At 68.7% G+C, this 21,577-nt stretch carries 19 protein-coding genes; all 19 read right to left on the reverse strand.

From position 1 onward, the window contains the following. Nucleotides 1–54: 54 nt before the first annotated feature. A complete protein-coding gene (pyk, locus tag IXW21_RS08830) occupies nucleotides 55–1,506 on the reverse strand; it encodes a pyruvate kinase (protein ID WP_194763894.1) in 1,452 nt (483 codons plus the stop codon). Between the two features lie 55 nt (nucleotides 1,507–1,561). Beyond that, nucleotides 1,562–3,028, reverse strand: coding sequence for a glutamate synthase subunit beta (locus tag IXW21_RS08835; protein ID WP_194763895.1), 1,467 nt, complete (start codon nucleotides 3,026–3,028; stop codon nucleotides 1,562–1,564). Next, the gene (gene gltB / locus IXW21_RS08840) at nucleotides 3,021–7,544 is read right to left on the reverse strand and encodes a glutamate synthase large subunit (protein WP_194764040.1); all 4,524 of its coding nucleotides are present in this window, start codon (nucleotides 7,542–7,544) and stop codon (nucleotides 3,021–3,023) included. Before gltB ends, IXW21_RS08835 begins: the two co-directional genes overlap by 8 nt. A gap of 135 nt (nucleotides 7,545–7,679) precedes the next feature. Continuing rightward, nucleotides 7,680–8,708, reverse strand: a complete 1,029-nt coding sequence (gene lgt / locus IXW21_RS08845; RefSeq protein WP_194763896.1) for a prolipoprotein diacylglyceryl transferase — start codon at nucleotides 8,706–8,708, stop codon at nucleotides 7,680–7,682. 10 nt (nucleotides 8,709–8,718) lie between these two features. Beyond that, nucleotides 8,719–9,522 carry a tryptophan synthase subunit alpha gene (trpA, locus tag IXW21_RS08850; RefSeq protein WP_194763897.1) on the reverse strand — a complete coding sequence of 268 codons (804 nt, stop codon included), beginning with the start codon at nucleotides 9,520–9,522 and terminating at the stop codon, nucleotides 8,719–8,721. Beyond that, nucleotides 9,519–10,787, reverse strand: a complete 1,269-nt coding sequence (trpB, locus tag IXW21_RS08855; RefSeq protein WP_194763898.1) for a tryptophan synthase subunit beta — start codon at nucleotides 10,785–10,787, stop codon at nucleotides 9,519–9,521. Before trpB ends, trpA begins: the two co-directional genes overlap by 4 nt. Next, nucleotides 10,787–11,560: an indole-3-glycerol phosphate synthase TrpC gene (gene trpC / locus IXW21_RS08860; RefSeq protein WP_194763899.1), complete on the reverse strand. Its 774-nt coding sequence runs from the start codon at nucleotides 11,558–11,560 to the stop codon at nucleotides 10,787–10,789. Before trpC ends, trpB begins: the two co-directional genes overlap by 1 nt. Then, nucleotides 11,560–11,805 (reverse strand): DUF6704 family protein, encoded by a 246-nt coding sequence (locus IXW21_RS08865; protein WP_194763900.1) that lies wholly within the window; start codon nucleotides 11,803–11,805, stop codon nucleotides 11,560–11,562. The genes trpC and IXW21_RS08865 overlap by 1 nt, the downstream gene beginning before the upstream one ends. A 47-nt stretch (nucleotides 11,806–11,852) precedes the next feature. Beyond that, nucleotides 11,853–12,443, reverse strand: a complete 591-nt coding sequence (locus IXW21_RS08870) for a Trp biosynthesis-associated membrane protein (RefSeq protein ID WP_194763901.1) — start codon at nucleotides 12,441–12,443, stop codon at nucleotides 11,853–11,855. Then, nucleotides 12,440–12,799 (reverse strand): phosphoribosyl-AMP cyclohydrolase, encoded by a 360-nt coding sequence (hisI, locus tag IXW21_RS08875; protein ID WP_194763902.1) that lies wholly within the window; start codon nucleotides 12,797–12,799, stop codon nucleotides 12,440–12,442. The genes IXW21_RS08870 and hisI overlap by 4 nt, the downstream gene beginning before the upstream one ends. After that, on the reverse strand, nucleotides 12,796–13,557 hold the full coding sequence (gene hisF, locus IXW21_RS08880) for an imidazole glycerol phosphate synthase subunit HisF (RefSeq protein ID WP_194763903.1): 762 nt from the start codon (nucleotides 13,555–13,557) through the stop codon (nucleotides 12,796–12,798). Before hisF ends, hisI begins: the two co-directional genes overlap by 4 nt. Further along, on the reverse strand, nucleotides 13,557–14,399 hold the full coding sequence (hisG, locus tag IXW21_RS08885; RefSeq protein ID WP_194763904.1) for an ATP phosphoribosyltransferase: 843 nt from the start codon (nucleotides 14,397–14,399) through the stop codon (nucleotides 13,557–13,559). Before hisG ends, hisF begins: the two co-directional genes overlap by 1 nt. A gap of 38 nt (nucleotides 14,400–14,437) precedes the next feature. Beyond that, nucleotides 14,438–14,701, reverse strand: a complete 264-nt coding sequence (locus tag IXW21_RS08890; RefSeq protein ID WP_042536637.1) for a phosphoribosyl-ATP diphosphatase — start codon at nucleotides 14,699–14,701, stop codon at nucleotides 14,438–14,440. Then, complete coding sequence (rpe, locus tag IXW21_RS08895) at nucleotides 14,698–15,378, reverse strand: ribulose-phosphate 3-epimerase (RefSeq protein ID WP_194763905.1); 681 nt, start codon at nucleotides 15,376–15,378, stop codon at nucleotides 14,698–14,700. Before rpe ends, IXW21_RS08890 begins: the two co-directional genes overlap by 4 nt. 4 nt (nucleotides 15,379–15,382) lie before the next feature. After that, entirely contained in the window at nucleotides 15,383–16,768 is a 1,386-nt protein-coding gene (locus IXW21_RS08900) for an RsmB/NOP family class I SAM-dependent RNA methyltransferase (protein WP_194763906.1), read from the reverse strand. Nucleotides 16,769–16,944: 176 nt separating this feature from the next. Next, nucleotides 16,945–17,865, reverse strand: a complete 921-nt coding sequence (gene fmt, locus IXW21_RS08905; protein ID WP_194763907.1) for a methionyl-tRNA formyltransferase — start codon at nucleotides 17,863–17,865, stop codon at nucleotides 16,945–16,947. Nucleotides 17,866–17,936: 71 nt separating this feature from the next. Further along, nucleotides 17,937–19,901 carry a primosomal protein N' gene (locus IXW21_RS08910; RefSeq protein WP_194764041.1) on the reverse strand — a complete coding sequence of 655 codons (1,965 nt, stop codon included), beginning with the start codon at nucleotides 19,899–19,901 and terminating at the stop codon, nucleotides 17,937–17,939. Between the two features lie 28 nt (nucleotides 19,902–19,929). Beyond that, on the reverse strand, nucleotides 19,930–21,123 hold the full coding sequence (gene metK / locus IXW21_RS08915; RefSeq protein WP_194763908.1) for a methionine adenosyltransferase: 1,194 nt from the start codon (nucleotides 21,121–21,123) through the stop codon (nucleotides 19,930–19,932). Between the two features lie 92 nt (nucleotides 21,124–21,215). Further along, complete coding sequence (gene rpoZ / locus IXW21_RS08920; protein WP_042536631.1) at nucleotides 21,216–21,473, reverse strand: DNA-directed RNA polymerase subunit omega; 258 nt, start codon at nucleotides 21,471–21,473, stop codon at nucleotides 21,216–21,218. Nucleotides 21,474–21,577: the final 104 nt, after the last annotated feature.

Raw genomic sequence — 21,577 nt, forward strand, 5'->3', positions numbered from 1 at the left:
GCGGATACGCCGAAGGGGCGGAACCGTGGCTCCGCCCCTTCGCTGTCCGTCTGATCAGACGGTCGCCTCCTTGTAGATGGGAGCAGCGCCGTTGACGGCGTCGCCCACCTTGTGGACGCGGATGTCGTTGGTCGAGCCGACGATTCCGGGAGGGGACCCGGAGATCACGACGACCTTGTCGCCTTCGGCCGCGAGACCGTTGCTGAGCAGGTAGTCGTCGACCTGCAGGTACATCAGGTCGGTGTGCTGCACCATGTCGACGAGGTTCGACTGGATGCCCCAGGTCAGCGCCATGCGACGACGGATGTTCGGCTCGGGAGTGAAAGCGATCATGGGGATGCGCGAGCGCAGGCGCGAGAGGCGGCGAGCCGAATCGCCCGACTGCGTGAAGACGCACAGGTACTTCGCCTCGACGAACTCGGCGACCTCGAGAGCTGCGAGAGTGATCGCTCCACCCTGCGTGCGGGGCTTGGTCGTCAGAGGCGCGATGCGCTCCAGACCGTGCTCCTCGGTCGACTCGATGATGCGGGCCATGGTCTCGACCACGACGACCGGGTAGTCGCCCACGCTGGTCTCGCCCGAGAGCATCACGGCGTCCGCGCCGTCGAGCACCGCGTTCGCGACGTCGGACGTCTCGGCACGGGTCGGCACGGGGCTGTTGATCATCGACTCGAGCATCTGCGTCGCGACGATGACCGGCTTCGCCATGCGACGCGCGAGCTCGACGGCGCGCTTCTGGACGATCGGCACGGCCTCGAGCGGAAGCTCGACACCGAGGTCGCCACGGGCGACCATGATCGCGTCGAACGCGTCGACGATCTCCTCGAGCGCGTCGACGGCCTGGGGCTTCTCGACCTTGGCGATGACGGGGACCTTGACGCCCTCTTCGGCCATGATCTCGTGCACGCGGCTCACGTCTGCCGCGTTGCGGACGAACGACAGAGCGATGAGGTCGGCACCGATGCGCAGGCCCCAGCGGAGGTCTTCCTCGTCCTTCTCGCTCAGAGCGGGCACGTTGACGGCGACGCCGGGCAGGTTGATGCCCTTGTTGTTCGATACGGCACCCGCCACGATGACCTTCGTCGTGACGGTGACGCCGTCGGTCTCGACGACCTCGACGCGCACCTTGCCGTCGTCGATGAGCAGGAAGTCACCGGGCTTCACGTCTTGGGGAAGGCCCTTGAACGTCGTGCCGCAGATCTCCTTGTTGCCGATGATGTCTTCGGTGGTGATCTTGAAGATGTCGCCCTTGGCGAGTTCGTAGGGGCCGGCTTCGAACTTGCCGAGGCGGATCTTCGGACCCTGCAGGTCGACCAGGATCGCGACGGCGCGACCGGCGTCGTCGGCTGCGCGACGCACGTTCGCGTAGTTGTTCTCGTGCACGGAGTAGTCGCCGTGACTGAGGTTCAGACGGGCGACGTCCACGCCGGCGTCGATGAGTGCACGTACGGTCTCATACGTGGAGGTGGCGGGTCCCAGGGTGGCGACGATTTTCGCGCGTCTCAAAGATTGCTCCAGGGTAGTGGGGGATGGAAATCAGGCGACGGTGCCGCCGCTCAGCCTACGCGGGCTGGAGGCCGATAGCGACTTCATGCGGGCGCACCGGCTCGGGCAGCACGGTCGTTCCCATGAGGAATCGGTCGACGTTCGCCGCAGCTGCACGGCCTTCGGCGATCGCCCATACGATCAGTGACTGCCCACGACCGGCGTCGCCGGCCACGAACACGCCGGGGACGGTCGATTCGTAGTTGTCCGCGCGCTGGAACGCACCGCGCTCGGTCATCTGCGGGCGGACGTCGTCGGTGAACCCGTCCTGCTCGGGCCCGGTGAAGCCCATGGCGATCAGGACGAGGTCTGCAGGGATCTCGCGCTCGGTGCCGCTCTTGGGCACGCGGCGTCCGTCGATGTACTCGGTCTCCGCGACGCGCAGCGCCCGCACCTCGCCGACGTCGTTCGACAGGAACTCGACCGTCGACGCGAGGAAGACGCGCTCACCGCCCTCTTCGTGGGCGGACTGCACCTCGAACACCGTCGGCATCATCGGCCAGGGCTGGTGCCCCGGGCGCTCGGTGCCGGGCTGCTTGCCGATCGCGAGGTTCGTCACGCTCAGCGCGCCCTGGCGGTGCGCGGTGCCGATGCAGTCCGCGCCGGTGTCGCCACCGCCGATGACGATCACGTGCTTGCCCTCTGCCGAGATCTGCTCGGTGACCTTGTCACCGGCGACCGCGTGGTTCGACTCGACGAGGTACTCCATGGCGAAATGCACGCCGTCGAGGTCACGGCCCGGGATCGAGAGGTCGCGAGGAACCGTGGACCCGGTGGACACGACGACCGCGTCGTACCGGGCGCGGAGATCGGCCCAGGAGATGTCCTTGCCGATCTCGACCCCGGCGCGGAAGCGCGTGCCCTCTTCCTGCATCTGACGGAGGCGGGACTCGAGCTGACCCTTCTCCATCTTGAAGTCGGGGATGCCGTAGCGGAGCAGGCCGCCGATGCGGTCGTCACGCTCGAAGACCGCGACCGTGTGCCCGGCGCGGGTCAGCTGCTGCGCGGCTGCGAGGCCCGCAGGGCCCGACCCGACGACCGCGACCGTCTTGCCGGTCAGGCGTGCGGGAGGCTGCGGCTCGACCCAGCCCTTGGCGAAGGCCTCGTCGATGATCGAGACCTCGATCTGCTTGATCGTCACCGGAGGCTGGTTGATGCCGAGTACGCAGGCGCTCTCGCAGGGGGCCGGGCACAGACGACCCGTGAACTCCGGGAAGTTGTTGGTCGCGTGCAGCCGGTCGATCGCCGCGCGGCCCTCGCCGCGCCAGGTGAGGTCGTTCCACTCGGGGATCAGATTGCCGAGAGGGCATCCCGAGTGGCAGAACGGCACTCCGCAATCCATGCAGCGGCTCGCCTGCCGTCGAAGAACCGCCTGGTCCCCCGGTTCGTACACCTCTTTCCAGTCCATGATGCGGACAGGCACGGGGCGACGCTTGGGGAGCTCGCGCTCCGTGGTCTTCAGAAAGCCTTTGGGGTCAGCCACCGGTCACCTCCAGGATGCGGTTCCAGACGATGTCGCCATCGGGGTCGATGCCCTCGGCGACTGCTTCGTCGCGCATGCTGCGCACGGCGGCGTAGTCGCGAGGAAGCACCTTCGTGAACTGGCCGGCGACCTCTTCGAATCGCGCCAGGATGTCGGAGCCGAGCGGCGACGCCGTGCGCTCCACGTGCTCCGCGATCAGGCTGCGGAGCACTTCGAGGTCGGCGCGATCGAGCGGCTCGAGCAGAAGCTCTCCGCTGCTGAGCGACTGCGCGTTGATCTTGCCGGTGTCGAGGGAGCGGATATAGGCCACTCCCCCGGACATTCCTGCGCCCAGGTTGCGACCCGTGGTTCCGAGGATCACCGCGACGCCACCCGTCATGTACTCGAGCGCGTGGTCTCCCACGCCCTCGACGACGGCGGTGGCACCGGAGTTGCGGACCAGGAACCGCTCACCCACGACACCGGACAGGAACATGGTCCCCGCGGTGGCGCCGTAGCCGATGACGTTGCCGGCGATCACGTTCTCGTGTGGGACGATCTTCGAGCCGCGCGGCGGGCGGATCGAGATGTCACCGCCCGAGAGACCCTTGCCGACGTAGTCGTTGGAGTCGCCCTCGAGACGCAGGACGATCCCGGACGGGAGGAACGCGCCCAGTGACTGTCCGGCGGTGCCGTGCAGTGTGACGTCGATCGTGCCGCGAGGCAGACCCGCCGCTCCGTGGCGTGAGGTCACCTGGTGGCCCAGCATCGTGCCGACGGCGCGCTCGGTGTTCGCGATCGGCAGCTCGGCGACGACCGGCTCGCCGTTCAGCAGCGCGTTCTTCGCGATGTCGATCAGCTGCACGTCGAAGTGCTTCTCGAGCTCGTGATCCTGCGTGCGGCGGCTGCGACGCGGCTCGCTCGCCGGGAACGCCGGCCCATCGAGCACCGGGCTCAGGTCGAGCCCCTCGGCCTTCCAGTGATCCACCGCAGCGTCGACCTCGATGAGCTCTGCTCGGCCGACGATCTCATCGATCGACCGGAAGCCGAGCTCGGCGAGATGCTCGCGCACCTCCTCGGCGATGAACTCCATGAAGTTCACGACGAACTCGGGCTTGCCGCTGAACCGCTCGCGCAGCACCGGGTTCTGGGTGGCCACGCCGACGGGGCACGTGTCGAGGTGGCAGACGCGCATCATGATGCATCCGCTCACGACGAGAGGCGCGGTCGCGAAACCGAACTCCTCGGCGCCGAGCAGAGCGCCGATGATCACGTCGCGGCCGGTCTTGAGCTGGCCGTCGACCTGCACCACGACGCGGTCGCGCATGCCGTTGAGCATGAGCGTCTGCTGGGTCTCGGCGAGGCCGAGCTCCCACGGGGTCCCCGCGTGCTTGAGAGAGTTCAGCGGGCTCGCGCCGGTTCCGCCGTCGTGGCCGGAGACCAGGATGACGTCGCTGAGTGCCTTGGCGACACCCGCCGACACCGCGCCGATGCCCGACTGGCTGACGAGCTTGGTGTGGATTCGCGCCTCGGGGTTCGCCCTCTTCAGGTCGAAGATGAGCTGCTTGAGGTCCTCGATCGAGTAGATGTCGTGGTGCGGCGGCGGCGAGATGAGACCGACACCGGGCGTGCCTCCACGCGTCCGGGCCACCCACGGGTAGACCTTCTGCGGGGGCAGCTGACCGCCCTCGCCGGGCTTCGCGCCCTGAGCGAGCTTGATCTGGATGTCGTCGGCCTCGGTCAGGTAGAGACTCGTGACACCGAAGCGACCGGAGGCGACCTGCTTGATCGAGCTGCGGCGTTCCGGGTCGACGAGTCGGTCGTTGTCCTCACCGCCCTCGCCGGTGTTGGACTTGCCGCCGATGCTGTTCATGGCGATCGCGAGCGTCTCGTGCGCTTCCTTCGAGATCGAGCCGTAGCTCATCGCACCGGTCGAGAATCGCTTGACGATCGAAGAGACCGGCTCGACCTCGTCGATCGGCACGGGCTTACGCGTGCCCGTGCGCAGCGTGAAGAGTCCACGGAGCGTCTTGAGCTCGGATGCCTGGTCGTCGACCAGTTTCGTGTACTCGCGGAAGACGTCGTAACGCCTCTCCCGCGTCGAGTGCTGCAGCTTGAAGACGGTCTCCGGGCTGAAGAGGTGCGGTGAACCGTCGCGGCGCCACTGGTACTCGCCACCCGTCCACAGACGCTCGTGCGCGCGCGCCGCCTCGTCTTCGGGGTAGGCGTAGTCGTGACGAGCCTGGTTCTCGATGAAGATCTCGTGGATGCCGATGCCGCCGAGCTTCGACTCGGTACGCGTGAAGTACCGGTCGATGAACTCCTCGCTCAGGCCCACGGCCTCGAAGACCTGCGCACCTGCGTACGACGACACCGTGGAGATGCCCATCTTCGACATGATCTTGAGCACCCCCTTGCCGAGCGCGTAGATCAGGTTGCGGACGGCCTTCTCGGGGCTGATGCCGGTGATGTATCCGGTGCGCACCAGGTGCTCCACCGTCTCCATCGCGAGATACGGGTTGACCGCCGATGCGCCGTAGCCGATCAGCGTCGCGACGTGGTGGACCTCGCGGACATCGCCGGCCTCGACGATCAGACCGACCTTCATGCGGTTCTCGCGCCGGATCAGGTGGTGGTGGATCGCCGACACCATGAGCAGCGACGGGATCGGCGTCAGGTCCTTATTCGAGTCGCGGTCCGACAGGATGATGAACTCGGCGCCCTGTGCGATCGCCTCGTCGACCTCGGTGCACATCTCGGTGAGACGCTGCTCGAGCGTGTTCGATCCGGCGTCGAAGTGGTACAGCCCGCGGATGGTGACGCTCGACCTGTCGGGCAGGGCCTTGTCGATGTGGCGGATCTTCGCGAGCTCGTCGTTGTCGATCACCGGGAAGTCGAGCGACACGGTACGCGTGTGGTCCGGACCCCAGGCGAGCAGGTTGCTCTCGGGGCCGAGACCGAGCTTCAGACTCGTGACGACCTCTTCGCGGATCGAGTCGAGCGGCGGGTTCGTCACCTGCGCGAACTGCTGCGTGAAGTAGTCGAAGAGCAGGCGCGGACGCTTGCTGAGCACGGCGATCGGCGTGTCCGACCCCATGGCGCCGAGCGGCTCGATGCCGTTCTGGCCCATCGGGGTCAGAAGGATGCGGATCTCCTCTTCGGTGTAGCCGAAGGTGCGCTGGCGTCGGGTGATCGACGCCGGCGGGTGCACGATGTGCTCGCGCTCGGGCAGATCGGCCAGACGCACGGCACCGGCATCGAGCCACTCCTGCCACGGGTGCATCGTGGCGAGATCGTGCTTGATCTCCTCGTCCTCGATGATGCGCCGCTGCGCGGTGTCGACGAGGAACATCTTGCCGGGCTGCAGCCGGCCGCGACGCTTGATGCGCTCCGGCTCGAAGGTCAGCACTCCGGTCTCGGATCCGATCACGATCAGTCCGTCGGTCGTCTCGGTCCAGCGACCCGGGCGAAGGCCGTTGCGGTCGAGCGTGGCGCCGACGAGCGTGCCGTCGGTGAAGATGAGCGCGGCCGGCCCGTCCCACGGCTCCATCTGGTTCGAGTGGTACTCGTAGAAGGAGCGGAGCTCGGGCGAGATGTCGGACTGCTTCTCGTAGGCCTCGGGAACCATCATCATGATGGCGTGCGGCAGGCTGCGGCCCGTGAGGGTCAGCAGCTCGAGCACCTCATCGAACGAGGCCGAGTCGCTGGCGCCGTCGGTACAGATAGGCAGCAGAGGGGCGACGTCGCCGAGCAGCTCGGACTCGAGCTGGGACTGGCGCGCCCGCATCCAGTTGCGGTTGCCGCCCACTGTGTTGATCTCGCCGTTGTGGGCGAGCATGCGCAGCGGCTGAGCGAGCGGCCACGACGGGAAGGTGTTGGTCGAGTAGCGCGAATGCACGACCGCGAGCTCGGACATGAAGCGCTCGTCCTGCAGGTCGGGGTAGAACGGCTCGAGCTGCAGAGTCGTCACCATGCCCTTGTACCCGAGGGTGCGGGCGGACAGCGACACGAAGTACGCGCCGAGCTCGTGACCGGCCCGCTTGCGCAGGCGGTAGGCGACGCGGTCGAGTGCGATGCCCGTGAGGGGCGCCTGCGAATGCGTGGCTCCCCCCGCGCTCACGAAGAGCTGCTCGAAGGCGGGGCGTGCCTCGTCGGCGAGCTTGCCCAGGTTTTCGTTGACCGTCGGGACCTCGCGCCATCCGAGGACGCGCAGGCCCTCGCTGCGGGCGATCTTCTCGATCCCGGCCTTCTGCTGGCGGCGCTCGCTCGAGTCACGCGGCAGGAACGCCAGACCCGCGGCGTACTCGCCGACCGGGGGCAGTTCGAAATCGGTGACCGCCCGCAGGAATGCATCCGGCATCTGCGTCAGGATGCCCGCGCCGTCACCGGTGCCGGCATCGGAGCCGATCGCACCGCGGTGCTCCAGGTTGCGCAGCGCTTCGAGCGCGAGCGCGATGATGTCGTGGCCGGGCTCGCCACGCAGGGTCGCGACCATGGCCAGGCCGCAGGCGTCCTTCTCGAACGCCGGGTTGTACATGCCCTGCTTCGGCGGATAAGCGCCGGAGGCGCCGTAGGGAGGCTGAAAATACACCAGTACCGTCCTCAGATCTTCGGATGACCCGGGGGCGTCATTGGCCGGGTGGATGCGATGGGGTCCGCACGGACCGTTCGGCTATCGGGAGCCTTGCGTGTCCGTGGGAGCGGTGCTTGTGGCGCTGGCTCCTGCGGCGACTTCTTCGGACGGAGGCTCACTCAGGTCCACGAAGTCGGAGGTATTGTTCTGCGATTCTACATCAGCGTCCAGATCCTTCCGTCCGCGGCCGGGCTGGTACGGCGACGGCTCGAGACCCGGGTGGCGACGGGACTGGACGATGAGGATGGCGAGACCCACGATGATGCCGATGATCGCAGCCCAGACGTTGCTGCGCAGGCCCAGGATGATCTCGCTCGGATCGATGCGGATCGACTCCCACACCACGCGACCGGCGCTGTACCAGATGAGGTAGATCGCGAAGAGCTTGCCCCACTGGAATGCGGTCGCCTTGCGGCTCAGCCAGAGCAGGACCACGACGCCCAGGAGGTTCCAGATCACTTCGTACAGGAATGTCGGGTGGAACAGCGTGCCCTCGGGCAATCCGGGAGGGAAGGCGCTGTTGTCGGACTCGATCTCGAGTCCCCAGGGCAGGTCGGTCGGAAGGCCGAACAGCTCGTGATTGAACCAGTTGCCGAAACGTCCCATCGCCTGGGCGAGCAGCAGGCCCGGAGCGAGCGCGTCTGCGAAGGTCCAGAAGCGGATGCCGGTCCAGCGGCATCCCAGGTAGGCGCCCACGGCGCCACCGATCAGGGCGCCGAAGATCGCGATGCCGCCCTCCCAGATGGCCCAGACGGATCCCGGCTCGAAGGGGTTCCAGGTGTTCTTGCCTTCGCCGAAGTAGAAGTTCGGGTGAGTCAGCACGTGGAAGATGCGCGCCCCGATGATCGCCAGCGGCACGGCGAGGATCGAGATGTCGATCACCACCCACGGCTCTGCCCCGCGCTTGGTGAGGCGGTGGTTGGTCAGCAGCACGGCGGCGATGATGCCGGCGATGATGCAGAGCGCGTAGAAATGGATCCGGAGCGGGCCGAGGTCGATGTACGAGACCGGGGGGCTCGGGATGCTGGCGAGCACGCCGCTGAAGGTGCTGTGAAGCGCGAGGGACATGAGTGCGATTCTAGTTCTCGTGTGCGGGGCGTGCCGACGACGTGCCGACCGCCAGGTTACGGGTGACTTCGGCGAGGGCGGGGACGCCGCCGTCGCGGAGAGCGCGGACCAGCGCGGTGCCGACGATCGCGCCGTCGGCGTACTCGGAGACTCCGGCGATCTGCTCGGCCGTCGAGATGCCGATCCCGACGCAGGCTCGGATGCTGCCGTGCTCACGCAGGCGACCGACGAGGGTGCGCGCCGCGCGATCGAGTTCCGTGCGCTCTCCGGTGATGCCCATGGTCGAGACCGTGTAGACGAATCCGGTCGATGACTTCACGACGAGCTCGAGGCGCTCGTCGGTCGAGGTGGGCGCTGCGAGGAAGACGCGATCGAGGCCGGTGCGCTCGCTCGCGGCGATCCACTCCCCTGCCACGTCGGGCGTGATGTCGGGAGTGATCAGTCCTGCCCCGCCGGCCGCCAGCAGGTCGTCTGCGTAGCGGTCGACGCCGTACTGGAACACCGGGTTCCAATACGTCATGACCAGCACCGGCACGTCGGTCGCATCCGTGATCGCTCGCACGGCGGTGAAGAGATCCTTCATCTTGAAACCGTTCGCGAGAGCCGCGGTGGTGGCTTCCTGGATCACCGCCCCGTCCATCACCGGGTCGCTGTACGGCGGGCCGAGTTCGATGATGTCCACGCCGTTCTCGGCGAGGGCGATCGCAGCCTGGATGCTCGTCTCGAGGTCGGGGAACCCGACAGGGAGGTATCCGACGAATGCGCTGCGACCGGCCGCATGGGCTGCGGCGATCGCCTCTTCGACACGACTCACAGTTCCGGCTCCCCCTTCGACGCGGCTGCCTCGGCGTCGCTCTCGTCGGCGACGTCGTGCGCGAGCGCCTCGGCGTCGTAGAGGTCGAAGTAGCGCGCCGCCGTGTCCATGTCCTTGTCGCCGCGGCCCGACAGGCAGATGGCGAGAACCGCGTCGGGCCCCAGTTCGCGACCGAGGCGCAGGGCGCCCGCGAGGGCGTGCGCGGACTCGATGGCCGGGATGATGCCTTCGGTGCGGCTGAGCAGCCGCAGCGCCTGCATGGCCTCGTCGTCGGTCGCCGGGATGTACTCGGCGCGACCGATGTCGGCGAGCCAGGAGTGCTCGGGCCCCACGCCCGGGTAGTCGAGACCGGCGGAGATCGAGTGTGACTCGATCGTCTGGCCGTCTTCGTCCTGCAAGACGTAGGTCTTCGCTCCGTGAAGGATCCCGGGGCGCCCGCGCTCGATGGACGCCGCATGCCGAGGAGTGTCGACGCCATCGCCGGCCGCCTCGACCCCGTACAGCTTCACGCCCTCGTCGTCGAGGAAGGCGTCGAACATGCCGATCGCGTTCGAGCCGCCCCCGACGCACGCGACGACGGCGTCGGGAAGTCGGCCGACCTCGTCGAGCAGCTGCTGACGCGCCTCTTCGCCGATGATCTTCTGGAAGTCGCGCACCATCGCCGGGAACGGATGCGGTCCCGCCGCGGTGCCGAAGATGTAGTTGGTCGTCTCGACGCTCGCCACCCAGTCCCGGTAGGCGTCGTTGATCGCGTCCTTCAAAGTGCGTGACCCAGAGGTGACGGCCACGACTTCGGCACCGAGCAGACGCATCCGCGCCACATTCAGCGCCTGGCGCTCGGTGTCGACCTCGCCCATGTAGATCGTGCAGTCGAGGCCGAACAGCGCGGCCGCCGTGGCCGTGGCCACGCCGTGCTGACCGGCGCCGGTCTCGGCGATCACGCGGGTCTTGCCCAGGCGCTTGGTCAGCAGCGCCTGGCCCAGCACGTTGTTGATCTTGTGCGAGCCGGTGTGGTTGAGGTCTTCCCGTTTGAGGAAGACGCGTGCACCGCCGGCGTGCTCCGCGAACCGCGCGACCTCGGTGAGCGGCGACGGGCGTCCGGCGTAGGAGCTGAGCAGCGACGCCAGCTCGTCGCGGAACACCGGGTCGACGATCGCATCGGCATACGCGGCCGAGAGCTCGTCGATCGCGGCGATCAGCGATTCGGGCATGTACCGCCCGCCGTAGTCACCGAACAGTGGACCATGCTGGTCTCGCAGACTCATCACGCCTCCAGGAAGCTCTTGAGTGTGGCGATCGGGTCGCCCGTCACGAGCGCCTCCCCGATCAGGACGACGTCAGCGCCCGCGGAGCGGTAATGCGTGACGTCTGCAGGGGTGAGGACCGCGGATTCGGCGATCTTGATCGCGGTGTCCGGGATGCGGTCGACGAGACGACCGAAGAGATCGCGATCGAGTTCGAGGGTCTTCAGATCACGGGCGTTCACACCGATCAGCGGTGCTCCGAGATCGATGGCCGCCTCGAGCTCATCGGCGGAGTGCGTCTCGACCAGCGGTGTCATGCCGAGCTCGATGATGAATCCGAACAGGTCTCGCAGCACGGCCGGCTCGATGCCCGCGACGATGAGCAGGGCGAGGTCTGCACCCGCGGCGCGGGCCTCGAGCACCTGATACCGGGTCGCGATGAAATCCTTGCGGAGTACGGGCAGCGAGACCCGCGCGGTGACCGCCTCGAGGTCGGCGAGACTGCCGCCGAAGCGGCGCTCCTCGGTCAGCACGCTGATCGCGGAGGCCCCGCCCGTCTCGTACCGCGAGGCCTGCAGCGCTGGATCGGGGATCTCGGCCAGCGCACCCCGCGAGGGGCTCGCGCGCTTGACCTCGGCGATGATCTTGACGTGCTCAGCGCGGGCGAGTGCGGCGACGGCGTCCTTGGCGGCAGGACGCGCCAGAGCGTCGCGTTCGACCTCGGCGATGGGCCGGGTGAGAGCGCGACGCTCAGCGTCTGCGACTGCGCCGGCCGTGAGGTCGGCGAGAACCACTAGTGCGCCTTCGGCTGGTACTTGGGGCCCTTCACGCCGTAGCCGGCCCTGGCCATCGCCCAGCCGACGAGCGCACCGATCGGGATCAGCGCGGCGAACACCCAGACCAGGGTGACCCAGATCGGGCTGAACTCGGCGAGGCAGAAGGCCAGCGTGCCGAGCGTGAAGCCGGCGAGCATGATGATCACGGCCGTCCAGGCAGCAGGCGAGTGTCCGTGGCCGGGGTCAGCGATCGGGTTGGTCATGGTCTCCTCCGGGGACGACGTGCGGGATCTGTCTCAGTCTATCGGGGTCACCGCGTCGGATCGGTTCCGCGGGACAGGTCGTCCCAGGAATCGATCGCATCGACGGGGCCGGTGCTGTGGGCCTCGTGTGCGGCATCCGTGCGGTAGCGACGCCCGCCGGACTTCCACCCGCGCCAGGTGAACAGCACGACGCCCGCGGCGACGAGCAGCACCACCCACCCCACGAGCGTGGCATAGGGCCATGCCGACACCTCGATCCCCGCGACCACGTCGGCGATGGCGGCGCTGCCGGCGAGTCCGGTCGTCTCGGTCACCGTCGGCGCGACGGCTCCGAGCGGCTCCGAGGTGAGCAGCTGCAGCGTCGTCCAGCCCAGGAAGAGCGCCGTCGCCGCGGCGAGCACGCCGAAGACCAGACGCACCACTCGCCCGGAGATCGACAGTGCGAGACCGAGCGCCAGAACCGCGAGGCTCAGGGGTGCGAGCAGAGGGAGCGCGGAGGCGCCGGGCACGAGGATCGCCTCGCCCGCATCGGCACGCTCGACCGTCAGCCAGGTCTGCGTGGAGGAGATGATGCCGATCGCGCCGGCCACGAGGAACCCGGTCACGGCGATCGAACGCCCCCTGCGCGCGAGGCTCATGCCGATGCGCTTCCCTCGACGGCGTCGAGGTCGGTGGAGTCGAAGCACGTGCGGGTGCCGGTGTGGCAGGCGGGGCCCGTCTGATCGACCCGCAGCAGGATCGCGTCGCCGTCGCAGTCGAGCCGTGCCTCGTGCACGACCTGGATGTGACCCGAGGTGTCGCCCTTGCGCCAGTACTCCTTCCGGGAACGCGACCAGTACACGGCCCGCCCCGTCGTGAGCGTGCGCCGCAGAGCTTCGTCGTTCACCCACGCGAGCATGAGGACCTCGTTCGTGTCCCACTGCTGGACGATGACCGGGGCCAGTCCGTCGGAGTTGAAGACGACCTGCGCGATGCGCGTCTCGACGTCGCTCATCGGACCAGCACTCCTTCCGCCCGGAGGGCGTCCTTCACATCGCCGACCGTGAGCGCGCCGGTGTGGAACACGCTCGCCGCGAGCACGGCATCCGCCCCGGCCTTGATCGCCGGAGCGAAGTCCGAGGCCTTGCCCGCACCCCCGGAGGCGATGACCGGTACCGAGGCGGCCTCACGCATGAGGCGCACGAGTGCGAGGTCGAACCCGTCGCGGGTGCCGTCGGCATCGATCGAGTTCACGAGCAGCTCGCCGGCGCCGCGCTCAACTGCCTCGCGCGCCCAGTCGAGCGCGTCGAGGGTGGTCTGCGTCCTGCCGCCGTGCGTGGTGACCACGAAGCCCGAGGCCGTCGTGTCGGCGCGCTTGACGTCGAGCGACAGCACGAGCACCTGCGCGCCGAAGCGGTCGGCGATCTCGCCGATCAGTTCGGGGCGGGCGATCGCGGCGGAATTGACGCCCACCTTGTCGGCACCGACGGACAGCAGCCGCGCGACGTCGTCGACGCTGCGCACCCCTCCGCCGACGGTCAGGGGCACGAACACCTGCTCTGCGGTGCGCTGCACGACGTCGTACGTCGTGGCGCGCGCATCGACCGTGGCCGTCACATCGAGGAAGGTGATCTCGTCGGCACCCTGCGCCGCATAGTGCCGCGCCAGCTCGACGGGGTCTCCCATGTCGCGGAGATTCTCGAAGTTCACGCCCTTCACGACCCGGCCGTCAGCGACGTCCAAGCACGGGATGACACGGCTCGCGAGCGTCATCAGAGCCTCGCGTTGTGGATCGCCGTCACGAGGATCGCACGGGCGCCGAGAGCGTAGAGCGCGTCCATGACGGGATTGACCCGTGACCGGGCCACCATGACCCGCACAGCCACCCACTCGGGATCACGCAGCGGCGACACGGTCGGCGACTCGATGCCGCCCGCGATCTTCACCGCGTCGTCGAGCAGAGCCAGCGGCAGGTCGTAGTCGATCATCACGAAACGGCGGGCGACCATGACACCGCGCAGGCGACGCAGCAGCGTCTCCGAGCCCTCGGCATCGTGAGGCCCTGCGATGAGGACGGCCTCGGATTCGAGGATCACCGGTCCGAACACGTCGAGGCCGGCCTGGCGGAGAGTCGTCCCCGTCTCGACCACGTCGGCGACAGCATCGGCAACACCCAGGCGGACCGCCGACTCGACCGCGCCGTCGAGGGGCACGAGGTCGACCGCGATGCCGCGCTCGTCGAGAAAGGCGTCGACGAGCCCGGGGTACGAGGTCGCGATGCGCAGGCCGTCGAGCTCGGAGACGTCGGTGTATCGACCGGACGGCGCCGCGAAACGGAAGGTCGAGCCCGCGAAGCCGAGCGCCTCGATCTCGCGCGCACCGGGCATGCGGGCATCGAGAAGCAGATCACGGCCGGTGATCCCGACGTCGATGGCACCGGAACCGACGTACGTCGCGATGTCCTTGGGGCGGAGGTAGAAGAACTCGACGTCATTGTCGGTGTCGACGACGTGGAGGGTCTTGGGGTCACGACGACCGGCATAGCCGGCCTCCGCGAGCATGTCGGCGGCCGTCTCGGAGAGAGAGCCCTTGTTGGGAACAGCAATGCGCAGCATGGAAAACCTTCAGATCGAAGCGAGTGGGGCGGAGCGCTTCACAGATGTCGGTAGACGTCCTGCAGGCTCAGGCCCTTCGCGATCATCATCACCTGCACGTGGTAGAGCAGCTGCGAGATCTCCTCGGCCGCGGCCTCGTCGGACTCGTACTCGGAGGCCATCCAGACCTCGGCGGCCTCTTCGACGATCTTCTTGCCGATGGTGTGCACGCCGCCGTCGAGCTCTGCGACCGTGCCCGATCCCTCGGGTCGGGTCTCGGCCTTGACGCTGAGCTCGGCGAACAGCTCGTCGAAAGTCTTCACGATTCCAGGCTAGCGGCTCTGGCGCGGTCCCTGAGCCGAGTGACGGCCGCCTCGACGTCATCGGCGCCGTAGACGGCGGATCCGGCGACGAAGGTGTCGGCGCCCGCGGCTGCGGCGGCCTCGATCGTCGCATCCGAGATTCCGCCGTCGACCTGCAGCCAGACGTTCGACCCGCGGCGCTTCGCCTCGTCGGCGAGTGCGCGCAGCTTCGGCATGGTCTCGGGCATGAACCCCTGGCCACCGAATCCGGGCTCCACCGTCATGACGAGGATCTGATCGAACTCCTCGAGCACGCTGTACAGCCCCTCTGCGGGAGTATCGGGCTTGATGGCGACGCCTGCGCGCGCACCCATGCCGCGCAGCGTGCGCGCGAGCGAGATCGGGTCGGCGGCCGCTTCGAGGTGGAACGTGACACTCGCGGCACCCAGTTCGGCGTAGCCCGGTGCCCACCGCTCGGGATCGGTGATCATCAGGTGCACGTCGAGCGGGATCGGGCTGGTGGCCTGGATCCGCTCGACCATCTGCGGACCGAAGGTGAGGTTCGGCACGAAATGGTTGTCCATCACGTCGACGTGCGCGAAGTCGGCAGAGGCGATCTTCGCGAGATCGCGCTGCATGTTCACGAAGTCGGCGGCCAGGATGCTGGGGTTGATGCGCGGTGCGCGGGGCAGTTCCACGTGTCTAGTCTCTCTCTTCCGCGCTCGCGTCGCGCGGATCCGTCGAGTCGCGCTGGAGCAGTGCGAGGAACATCGCGTCGGTGCCGTGGCGATGCGGCCAGAGCTGCACGCGTCCGGAGCCGTCGTCGCCGAGATCGATCGGCGAATCGGTGACTCCGGCGAGTACGGCTCGGGCGTCGAGCTCGGTGATGTCCGTGCGACCGCGGAGGACCTCGGACACCACACCGCTCGTCTCGGCGAGGTGCGGCGAGCAGGTCGCGTAGGCCACGATGCCGCCGGGGGCGAGGGCGTCGAGGGCGGAGTCCAGAAGCTCGACCTGGAGCGGGACGAGCTCGGCGACGTCGGTGGGCGTCTTGCGCCAACGCGCCTCCGGGCGACGCCGGAGAGCGCCGAGACCCGTGCACGGTGCGTCGACCAGGATGCGATCGAATGCACCGGGGCGTGTGGAACCGAAGGAGCGACCGTCCTCCTCATGCACGATCACATCTCCCGGTACGGCGCGCAGGGCGTTGCGCACGAGGCGCGCGCGGGTGGGAACCACCTCGTTCGCCTCGAGCGCGACGTCGTGCTCGCGCGCGATCGAGGCGAGCAAGGCGGTCTTCCCTCCCGGACCTGCGCACAGGTCGAGCCAGCGCTCGCCCTCACGGATCGGCGCGGCCGCGGCGACCGCCAGGGCCACCAGCTGCGAGCCCTCGTCCTGGACGCGCACGGTGCCGCCGGATGCCGCGATGACGCGATGCGGGTCGCCGCCCGGAGAGCCGTAGGCGGTCGGCGCATAGGGGCGACGCGGCTCCCCCGGCTCGGCGAGACCCGGGAGTGCGACGAGGGTCACCTCCGGTGACGCGTTGTCGGCCTCGAGGAGATCGTCGAGCTCGTGCACTCGGCCCTCGGCGGCCAGAGCGCGACGCAGGGCCCGGATCACCCAGACGGGGTGCGCCGAGCGCAGTGCCAGACGCTCATCATCGGAACGCGCCGAGTCCTCGATGCGCCGCTCCCACTCCCCCGGGGTCTCCCGAGAGATTCGGCGCAGCACCGCATTCGCGAAGCTGGATGCACCGCGGCCCTTCGCCGCGGCGACCAGGTTCACCGACTCGTTCACGGCCGCGTGCGACGCGACGCGCGTCGCGAGAAGCTGATGGGTCGCGAGTCGCAGCGCGTCGAGGACGGCCGAGTCGATCTCATCGGCGGGACGATCGGCGGCCACCGCGATGATCGCGTCGTAGGTCCCACGGCGGCGCAGCGTGCCGTACGCGAGCTCGGTTGCCAGCGCGGCATCCTGGGGGTCGAGCCGGGCCTCCGCGATCGCCGGCGGAAGGATCAGATTGGCATAGGCATCCGACTCCGACACTGCGCGGAGAACGTCGTATGCGACCTGGCGAGCGGGCTGCACTGAGCGCCGAGGTTCTGCGCGCCGAGGTTCTGCGCGCCGGGGTTCCGTGCGCCGGGGCTCCCGCGGACGACCGTCGCGGTTCTGAGGACTGCGAGCGTGACCCCCGTGAGGGCGTCCACCGCCGGACCGGCCGCCTCGCTGTCGTCCGGACGAGTCGTCGCGTGACCTGTCGCCGCTCATGCGCCGGCTCGCAGGTTCTCGGTGTCGCGCTGACCGCGCCACCAGTCGACCGCGTTCATCGCCCCCTTGCCCGCCGGCTGCACCCGCGTGACAGCGAGCGGCTCGGAAGCGGTGCCGATCAGAAGTGCGGTCTTCGTCGCGGAGATCGCGCCCGGATCCTGACGCGGCGAATCACTCGACGGCGCCGCCTCGAGGATCTTCAGCCGCAGGCCGTCGACGGTCGTGTGCGCGCCCGGTTCCGGGGTCACACCGCGGTACCTGGCGAACACCCGGGCCAGCGGCTCGTTCCAGTCGAGTGCGCCGTCATCGAGGGCGAGCTTGGGTGCAACGGTGGGGGTCCCGCTCTGAGGGACGGCGACGGCCGTACCGTCGGCGATCGACGACACGACCTCCGCGGTCAGATCGGCCCCCTCGACGGCGAGTGTCTCGAGCACGACGTCAGCCGTGGCTTCCGCGGCGACCTCGACGACGCGCACGGCGAAGACATCGCCTGCGTCGAGTGCCGGAACGAGCTGGAAGACACTGGCACCGAGTCGCGCATCTCCGTTGATCAGCGCACGCTGCACCGGAGCGGCTCCCCGCCACTCGGGCAGAAGCGAGAAGTGCAGATTGATCCAGCCCTTCGACGGGGTCGAGAGCAGCGGCTCCCGCACGAGTCCTCCGTAGGCGACGATCACACCGAGCTCAGCGTCGAGCTCCGCGATCGACGCGGTCGCCGCCTCATCGAGACGCGCCGCCTTGATGAGGCGGAGTCCGAGCTCGTCGGCGACCTGAGCGACCGGTGAGGGGGTCAGCACCCGCTTGCGGCCCATCGGGGCGTCCGGGCGGGTGACGACCGCGGCGATGTCATGCTCTGCCGCGAGGCGGCGGAGGGTGGGAACGGCGGCCGACGGTGTGCCGGCGAAGACGAGACGCATGAAGGTGCTCCGGAGGGATGCGGGGTGATCGGACGAGGACTGACGAGCGGTACGACCAGGGCGCCGTGCTCTCAGAGCTCCGGATCCAGGATATCGAGCCGAACCGTGAGCGCGATGCGAGTCGACTTGCCCTTCCCCCTGCGCGCGGCGACCGCCTCGGCCACCACCGCGGCTCTCAGTGCCGCGGCCACACGCGCACCCGCACCGTACTCGAAGCGCACGAGCGCACGCACCCGCGGCGGATAGTCGTCGGACTCGACAGGAACAGGGCCGAGCACAGCATCGGGAGGCAGCGCGAGCTCGGTCAGGGACGCGAGAGCACGCCCCATCGCAGCGGTGGATCCCTCGACCAGCGCGACCCGAGCGGCCGGCGGCATGTGGAGCGGTGCCCGTTCGGCGAGCTCTCCGCGCGCGTAGCCCGCCTGATTCCAGGTCGCGAGCGCCCTGGCGATGCTGCCGTCGACCCCCACGAGGTGGATCGGCGCGCCCGGAGCCGCGAGCGCGGCGGCATTCGACCACCAGCGCAGACATGCTTCGCCGATGCGAAGGTCGGGCGCCTGCAGCATCCGTGCGCCGTCGAGCAGCACGATCGCCCGATAGCCGCCCTCGGCGAGTGGCTCGGCGCCTCGTGTGGCGACGACGAGCGAGGGCTTGTCGTCGACGCGTTCGACCGGGTGCGCGCTGTCGGCGACGATCACGCGGATGCCGGGGAACGCCCGCCCCAGTTCGTCGGCGGTGCGCTCGCTTCCCGATGACGCGAGCCGGAGCTTCGTCGAGGAGCACGCCGGGCACGTCCAGGCTCGCGCGCCTCGTCCACACCATGCGCAGACCGGCACAGCGCCGTGGTGTTTCGCACCGAGAGGCCCCCCGCAGTGCGCGCATCTCGCCGGTGCCCTGCACTCCGCGCATACGAGCGAGGGCGCGAAGCCGGGGCGGGAGACCTGAACGAGCACAGGGCCCTCGGCGGCCGCGTTGCGTGCGGAGAGGAACGCGGACGACGGCATGCGCTGAGCCGTCGGCGCATCCATCTCCTGCGGTGTACTCAAGACGACCCGGGGCAGCACGCGGCGTGCGGCGCGGACATCCTGCAGCCACCCGTGGGCGACGAGGCGCTCGACGTCGGTCGTGCGCGTGTGTCCGACGAAGAGCAGAGAGGAATCCTCCTGCTCCTGACGCAGCAGCGCAGCATCCCGCGCGTTGATGTAGGGCGCCAGCGGCTCGCCGAGCAGCGGATCGCCGTCGTCCCACACCGCGACGACTCCGGCCCGGACAGGGGCGTAGACGGCGGAGCGATTGCCGACGACGACGCACGGCGATTCCTCGAGCGAGCGCAGGAACGCGCGGTAGCGATCGGGATTCGCCTGGCGCGAGTCGTATCGGGCGACCGCTTCTGCCGGCACCGTGAGCGCGAGTGCGGCGAGCAGGTGATCGAGATCGCGGTGGTCCGGAACGACGAGGATGCTCGATCGGCCGGACGCGAGGGTTCGCGCAGCGACTGACGCCAGCAGAACGGCCCAGCCCGGCTCGCCGTCGTGGAAGACGGGGATCGCCTCGACCGCCGCTCGCCCCTGCTGCTCGAGGAGCTCCTCCAGTCCGTCGTAAGACTCGATCACGTCGCGCGCGGCGGCGAGAGCATCGTCCGACGGCACGGGCGGCGGAGCATCCGCAGTCCACGCCTTCTCGACCCGCACCTGCCGTTTCGGGATCACGAGCCGCAGCACGTCGGATGCCGAGCCGGCCGCCCGATCAGCGGCTCTTCTCGCGAGTCGGTAGAGATGATCAGGGAGGACGGGCACGAGTGAGACGACGCTGTCGACCTCTGACAGCGGTCGATCGGCATCGTCTTCGGTGTCGAGCTCGACGACGTAGCCGTCGACGACCCTTCCCGCCGTGCGCAGAGGAACGCGCACCCTGACGCCCGGGGGAACATCGCCGAGGTCTGCGGGCAGCGCGTAGTCGAACAGTCGATCGAGCTGAGGCAGCGGTGAATCGAGGAGCACGCGCGCGATGCGCCGACTCGTGCCCGCGATCGGCATCGCGGGCACGTCGCGACCGTCCGTCACATCAGAGACCGGCAGCGCGGCGCAGCTCTTCGGCGCGGTCGGTGCGCTCCCAGGTGAACTCGGGCAGCTCACGGCCGAAGTGACCGTAGGCCGCCGTGCGCGCGTAGATCGGACGCAGGAGGTCGAGCTGGTCGATGATCGCCTGCGGACGGAGGTCGAAGACCTCGTTGATCGCTCGGGTGATGACCTCGTCGGACACCTTGCCGGTGCCGAAGGTCTCGACGTAGAGCCCGACGGGCCGAGCGACGCCGATCGCATAGGCGACCTGCACCTCGAGGCGGTCGGCGAGTCCCGCGGCGACCGCGTTCTTCGCGACCCAGCGCGTCGCGTAGGCACCGGAGCGGTCGACCTTCGACGGGTCCTTGCCGCTGAACGCGCCACCACCGTGGCGAGCGGCGCCGCCGTAGGTGTCGATGATGATCTTGCGACCGGTGAGTCCGGCATCGCCCTTCGGCCCGCCCGTGACGAAGGGACCGGCGGGATTGATGTAGTAGGTGACGTCGTCGAGGTCGAGGCCCGTGCTCGCGAGGATCGGGTCGATGACGTGCTCGCGCACCTGCGCCTTGATGTCGTCCTGGGAGATGTCGGGGTGGTGCTGGGTCGACAGCACGACCGCGTCGACCGTCTTCGGGGTGAATCCGTCGTAACCGAGCGTGACCTGAGTCTTGCCGTCGGGGCGGAGGAACGGCAGGGCGCCCGAACGGCGCACCTCGGTCAGCCGCTCCGCGATGCGGTGCGCCGTCCAGGCCGCCATCGGCATGAGCTGCGGCGTCTCGTTCGTCGCGAAGCCGAACATGATGCCCTGGTCGCCGGCGCCGAGTCCGTCGAGCGGATCCACCGAGGATCCGTCGCGGTGCTCCTGCGCGTTGTCGACACCGTGGGCGATGTCGGTCGACTGCTCGCCCACCGAGATGCTGACACCGCACGAGTCGCCGTCGAAGCCGGTGTCGCTCGACGTGTAGCCGATGCGGTTCACGACCTGGCGGACGATCGTCGGGATGTCGACGTAGGCCTCGGTGCGGATCTCACCCGCGACGTGGACGAGTCCGGTGGTGACGAGTGTCTCGACCGCGACCCGGGAATCCCGGTCCTTCGCGATGAGTCCGTCGAGGATGCTGTCCGAGATCTGGTCGCAGATCTTGTCCGGGTGTCCTTCGGTGACGGACTCGGACGTGAACAGACGCAGGGCGCTCATCTGGGCTCCAGGACGGGATCGGTCGGACAGAAAGGGGTGCTCCCATGATGGACCGCACCGCCGACATCAGTCGGCGGTGCGGTCATCGGACGTCACTCTGCGTGACGCAGGCGGAGCTTGTCCTCGTTGATCTCGTGGAGCGCGATGGTGAGCGGCTTGTCCTCGACCGACGAGTCGACCAGCGGGCCGACGTTGTCGAAGAGGTTGCCCTCGTGCAGGTCGGAGTAGTAGTCGTTGATCTGACGCGCGCGCTTCGCGGCGTAGATGACCAGCTCGTACTTCGAGTCGACACGGTCGAGCAGGTTGTCGATGGGGGGATCGATGATTCCGTTGGTGTGGTGTCCGGCCATGGTGGGACCTCCTGATCAGGCGACGGGATCGTCGCGAAGACGGTGCAGCGGGCGCGCGACCCTTCGACAGGCTCAGGGACCGGATGTGGCAGGATCCCCGAAAT

The sequence above is a fragment of the Microbacterium sp. UFMG61 genome (genome assembly GCF_015354505.1).
Lineage (GTDB): Bacteria > Actinomycetota > Actinomycetes > Actinomycetales > Microbacteriaceae > Microbacterium.

Coding starts and splice junctions, on each gene's coding strand:
- gltB (WP_194764040.1), bottom strand. CDS start 7,544: ATGTACAACCCGGCGTTCGAGAAGGACGCCTGCGGCCTGGCCATGGTC.
- lgt (WP_194763896.1), bottom strand. CDS start 8,708: ATGTCCCTCGCGCTTCACAGCACCTTCAGCGGCGTGCTCGCCAGCATC.
- trpB (WP_194763898.1), bottom strand. CDS start 10,787: ATGAGTCTGCGAGACCAGCATGGTCCACTGTTCGGTGACTACGGCGGG.
- IXW21_RS08865 (WP_194763900.1), bottom strand. CDS start 11,805: ATGACCAACCCGATCGCTGACCCCGGCCACGGACACTCGCCTGCTGCC.
- IXW21_RS08870 (WP_194763901.1), bottom strand. CDS start 12,443: ATGAGCCTCGCGCGCAGGGGGCGTTCGATCGCCGTGACCGGGTTCCTC.
- hisI (WP_194763902.1), bottom strand. CDS start 12,799: ATGAGCGACGTCGAGACGCGCATCGCGCAGGTCGTCTTCAACTCCGAC.
- hisF (WP_194763903.1), bottom strand. CDS start 13,557: ATGACGCTCGCGAGCCGTGTCATCCCGTGCTTGGACGTCGCTGACGGC.
- hisG (WP_194763904.1), bottom strand. CDS start 14,399: ATGCTGCGCATTGCTGTTCCCAACAAGGGCTCTCTCTCCGAGACGGCC.
- fmt (WP_194763907.1), bottom strand. CDS start 17,865: ATGCGTCTCGTCTTCGCCGGCACACCGTCGGCCGCCGTTCCCACCCTC.
- IXW21_RS08910 (WP_194764041.1), bottom strand. CDS start 19,901: ATGCCGATCGCGGGCACGAGTCGGCGCATCGCGCGCGTGCTCCTCGAT.
- metK (WP_194763908.1), bottom strand. CDS start 21,123: ATGAGCGCCCTGCGTCTGTTCACGTCCGAGTCCGTCACCGAAGGACAC.
- rpoZ (WP_042536631.1), bottom strand. CDS start 21,473: ATGGCCGGACACCACACCAACGGAATCATCGATCCCCCCATCGACAAC.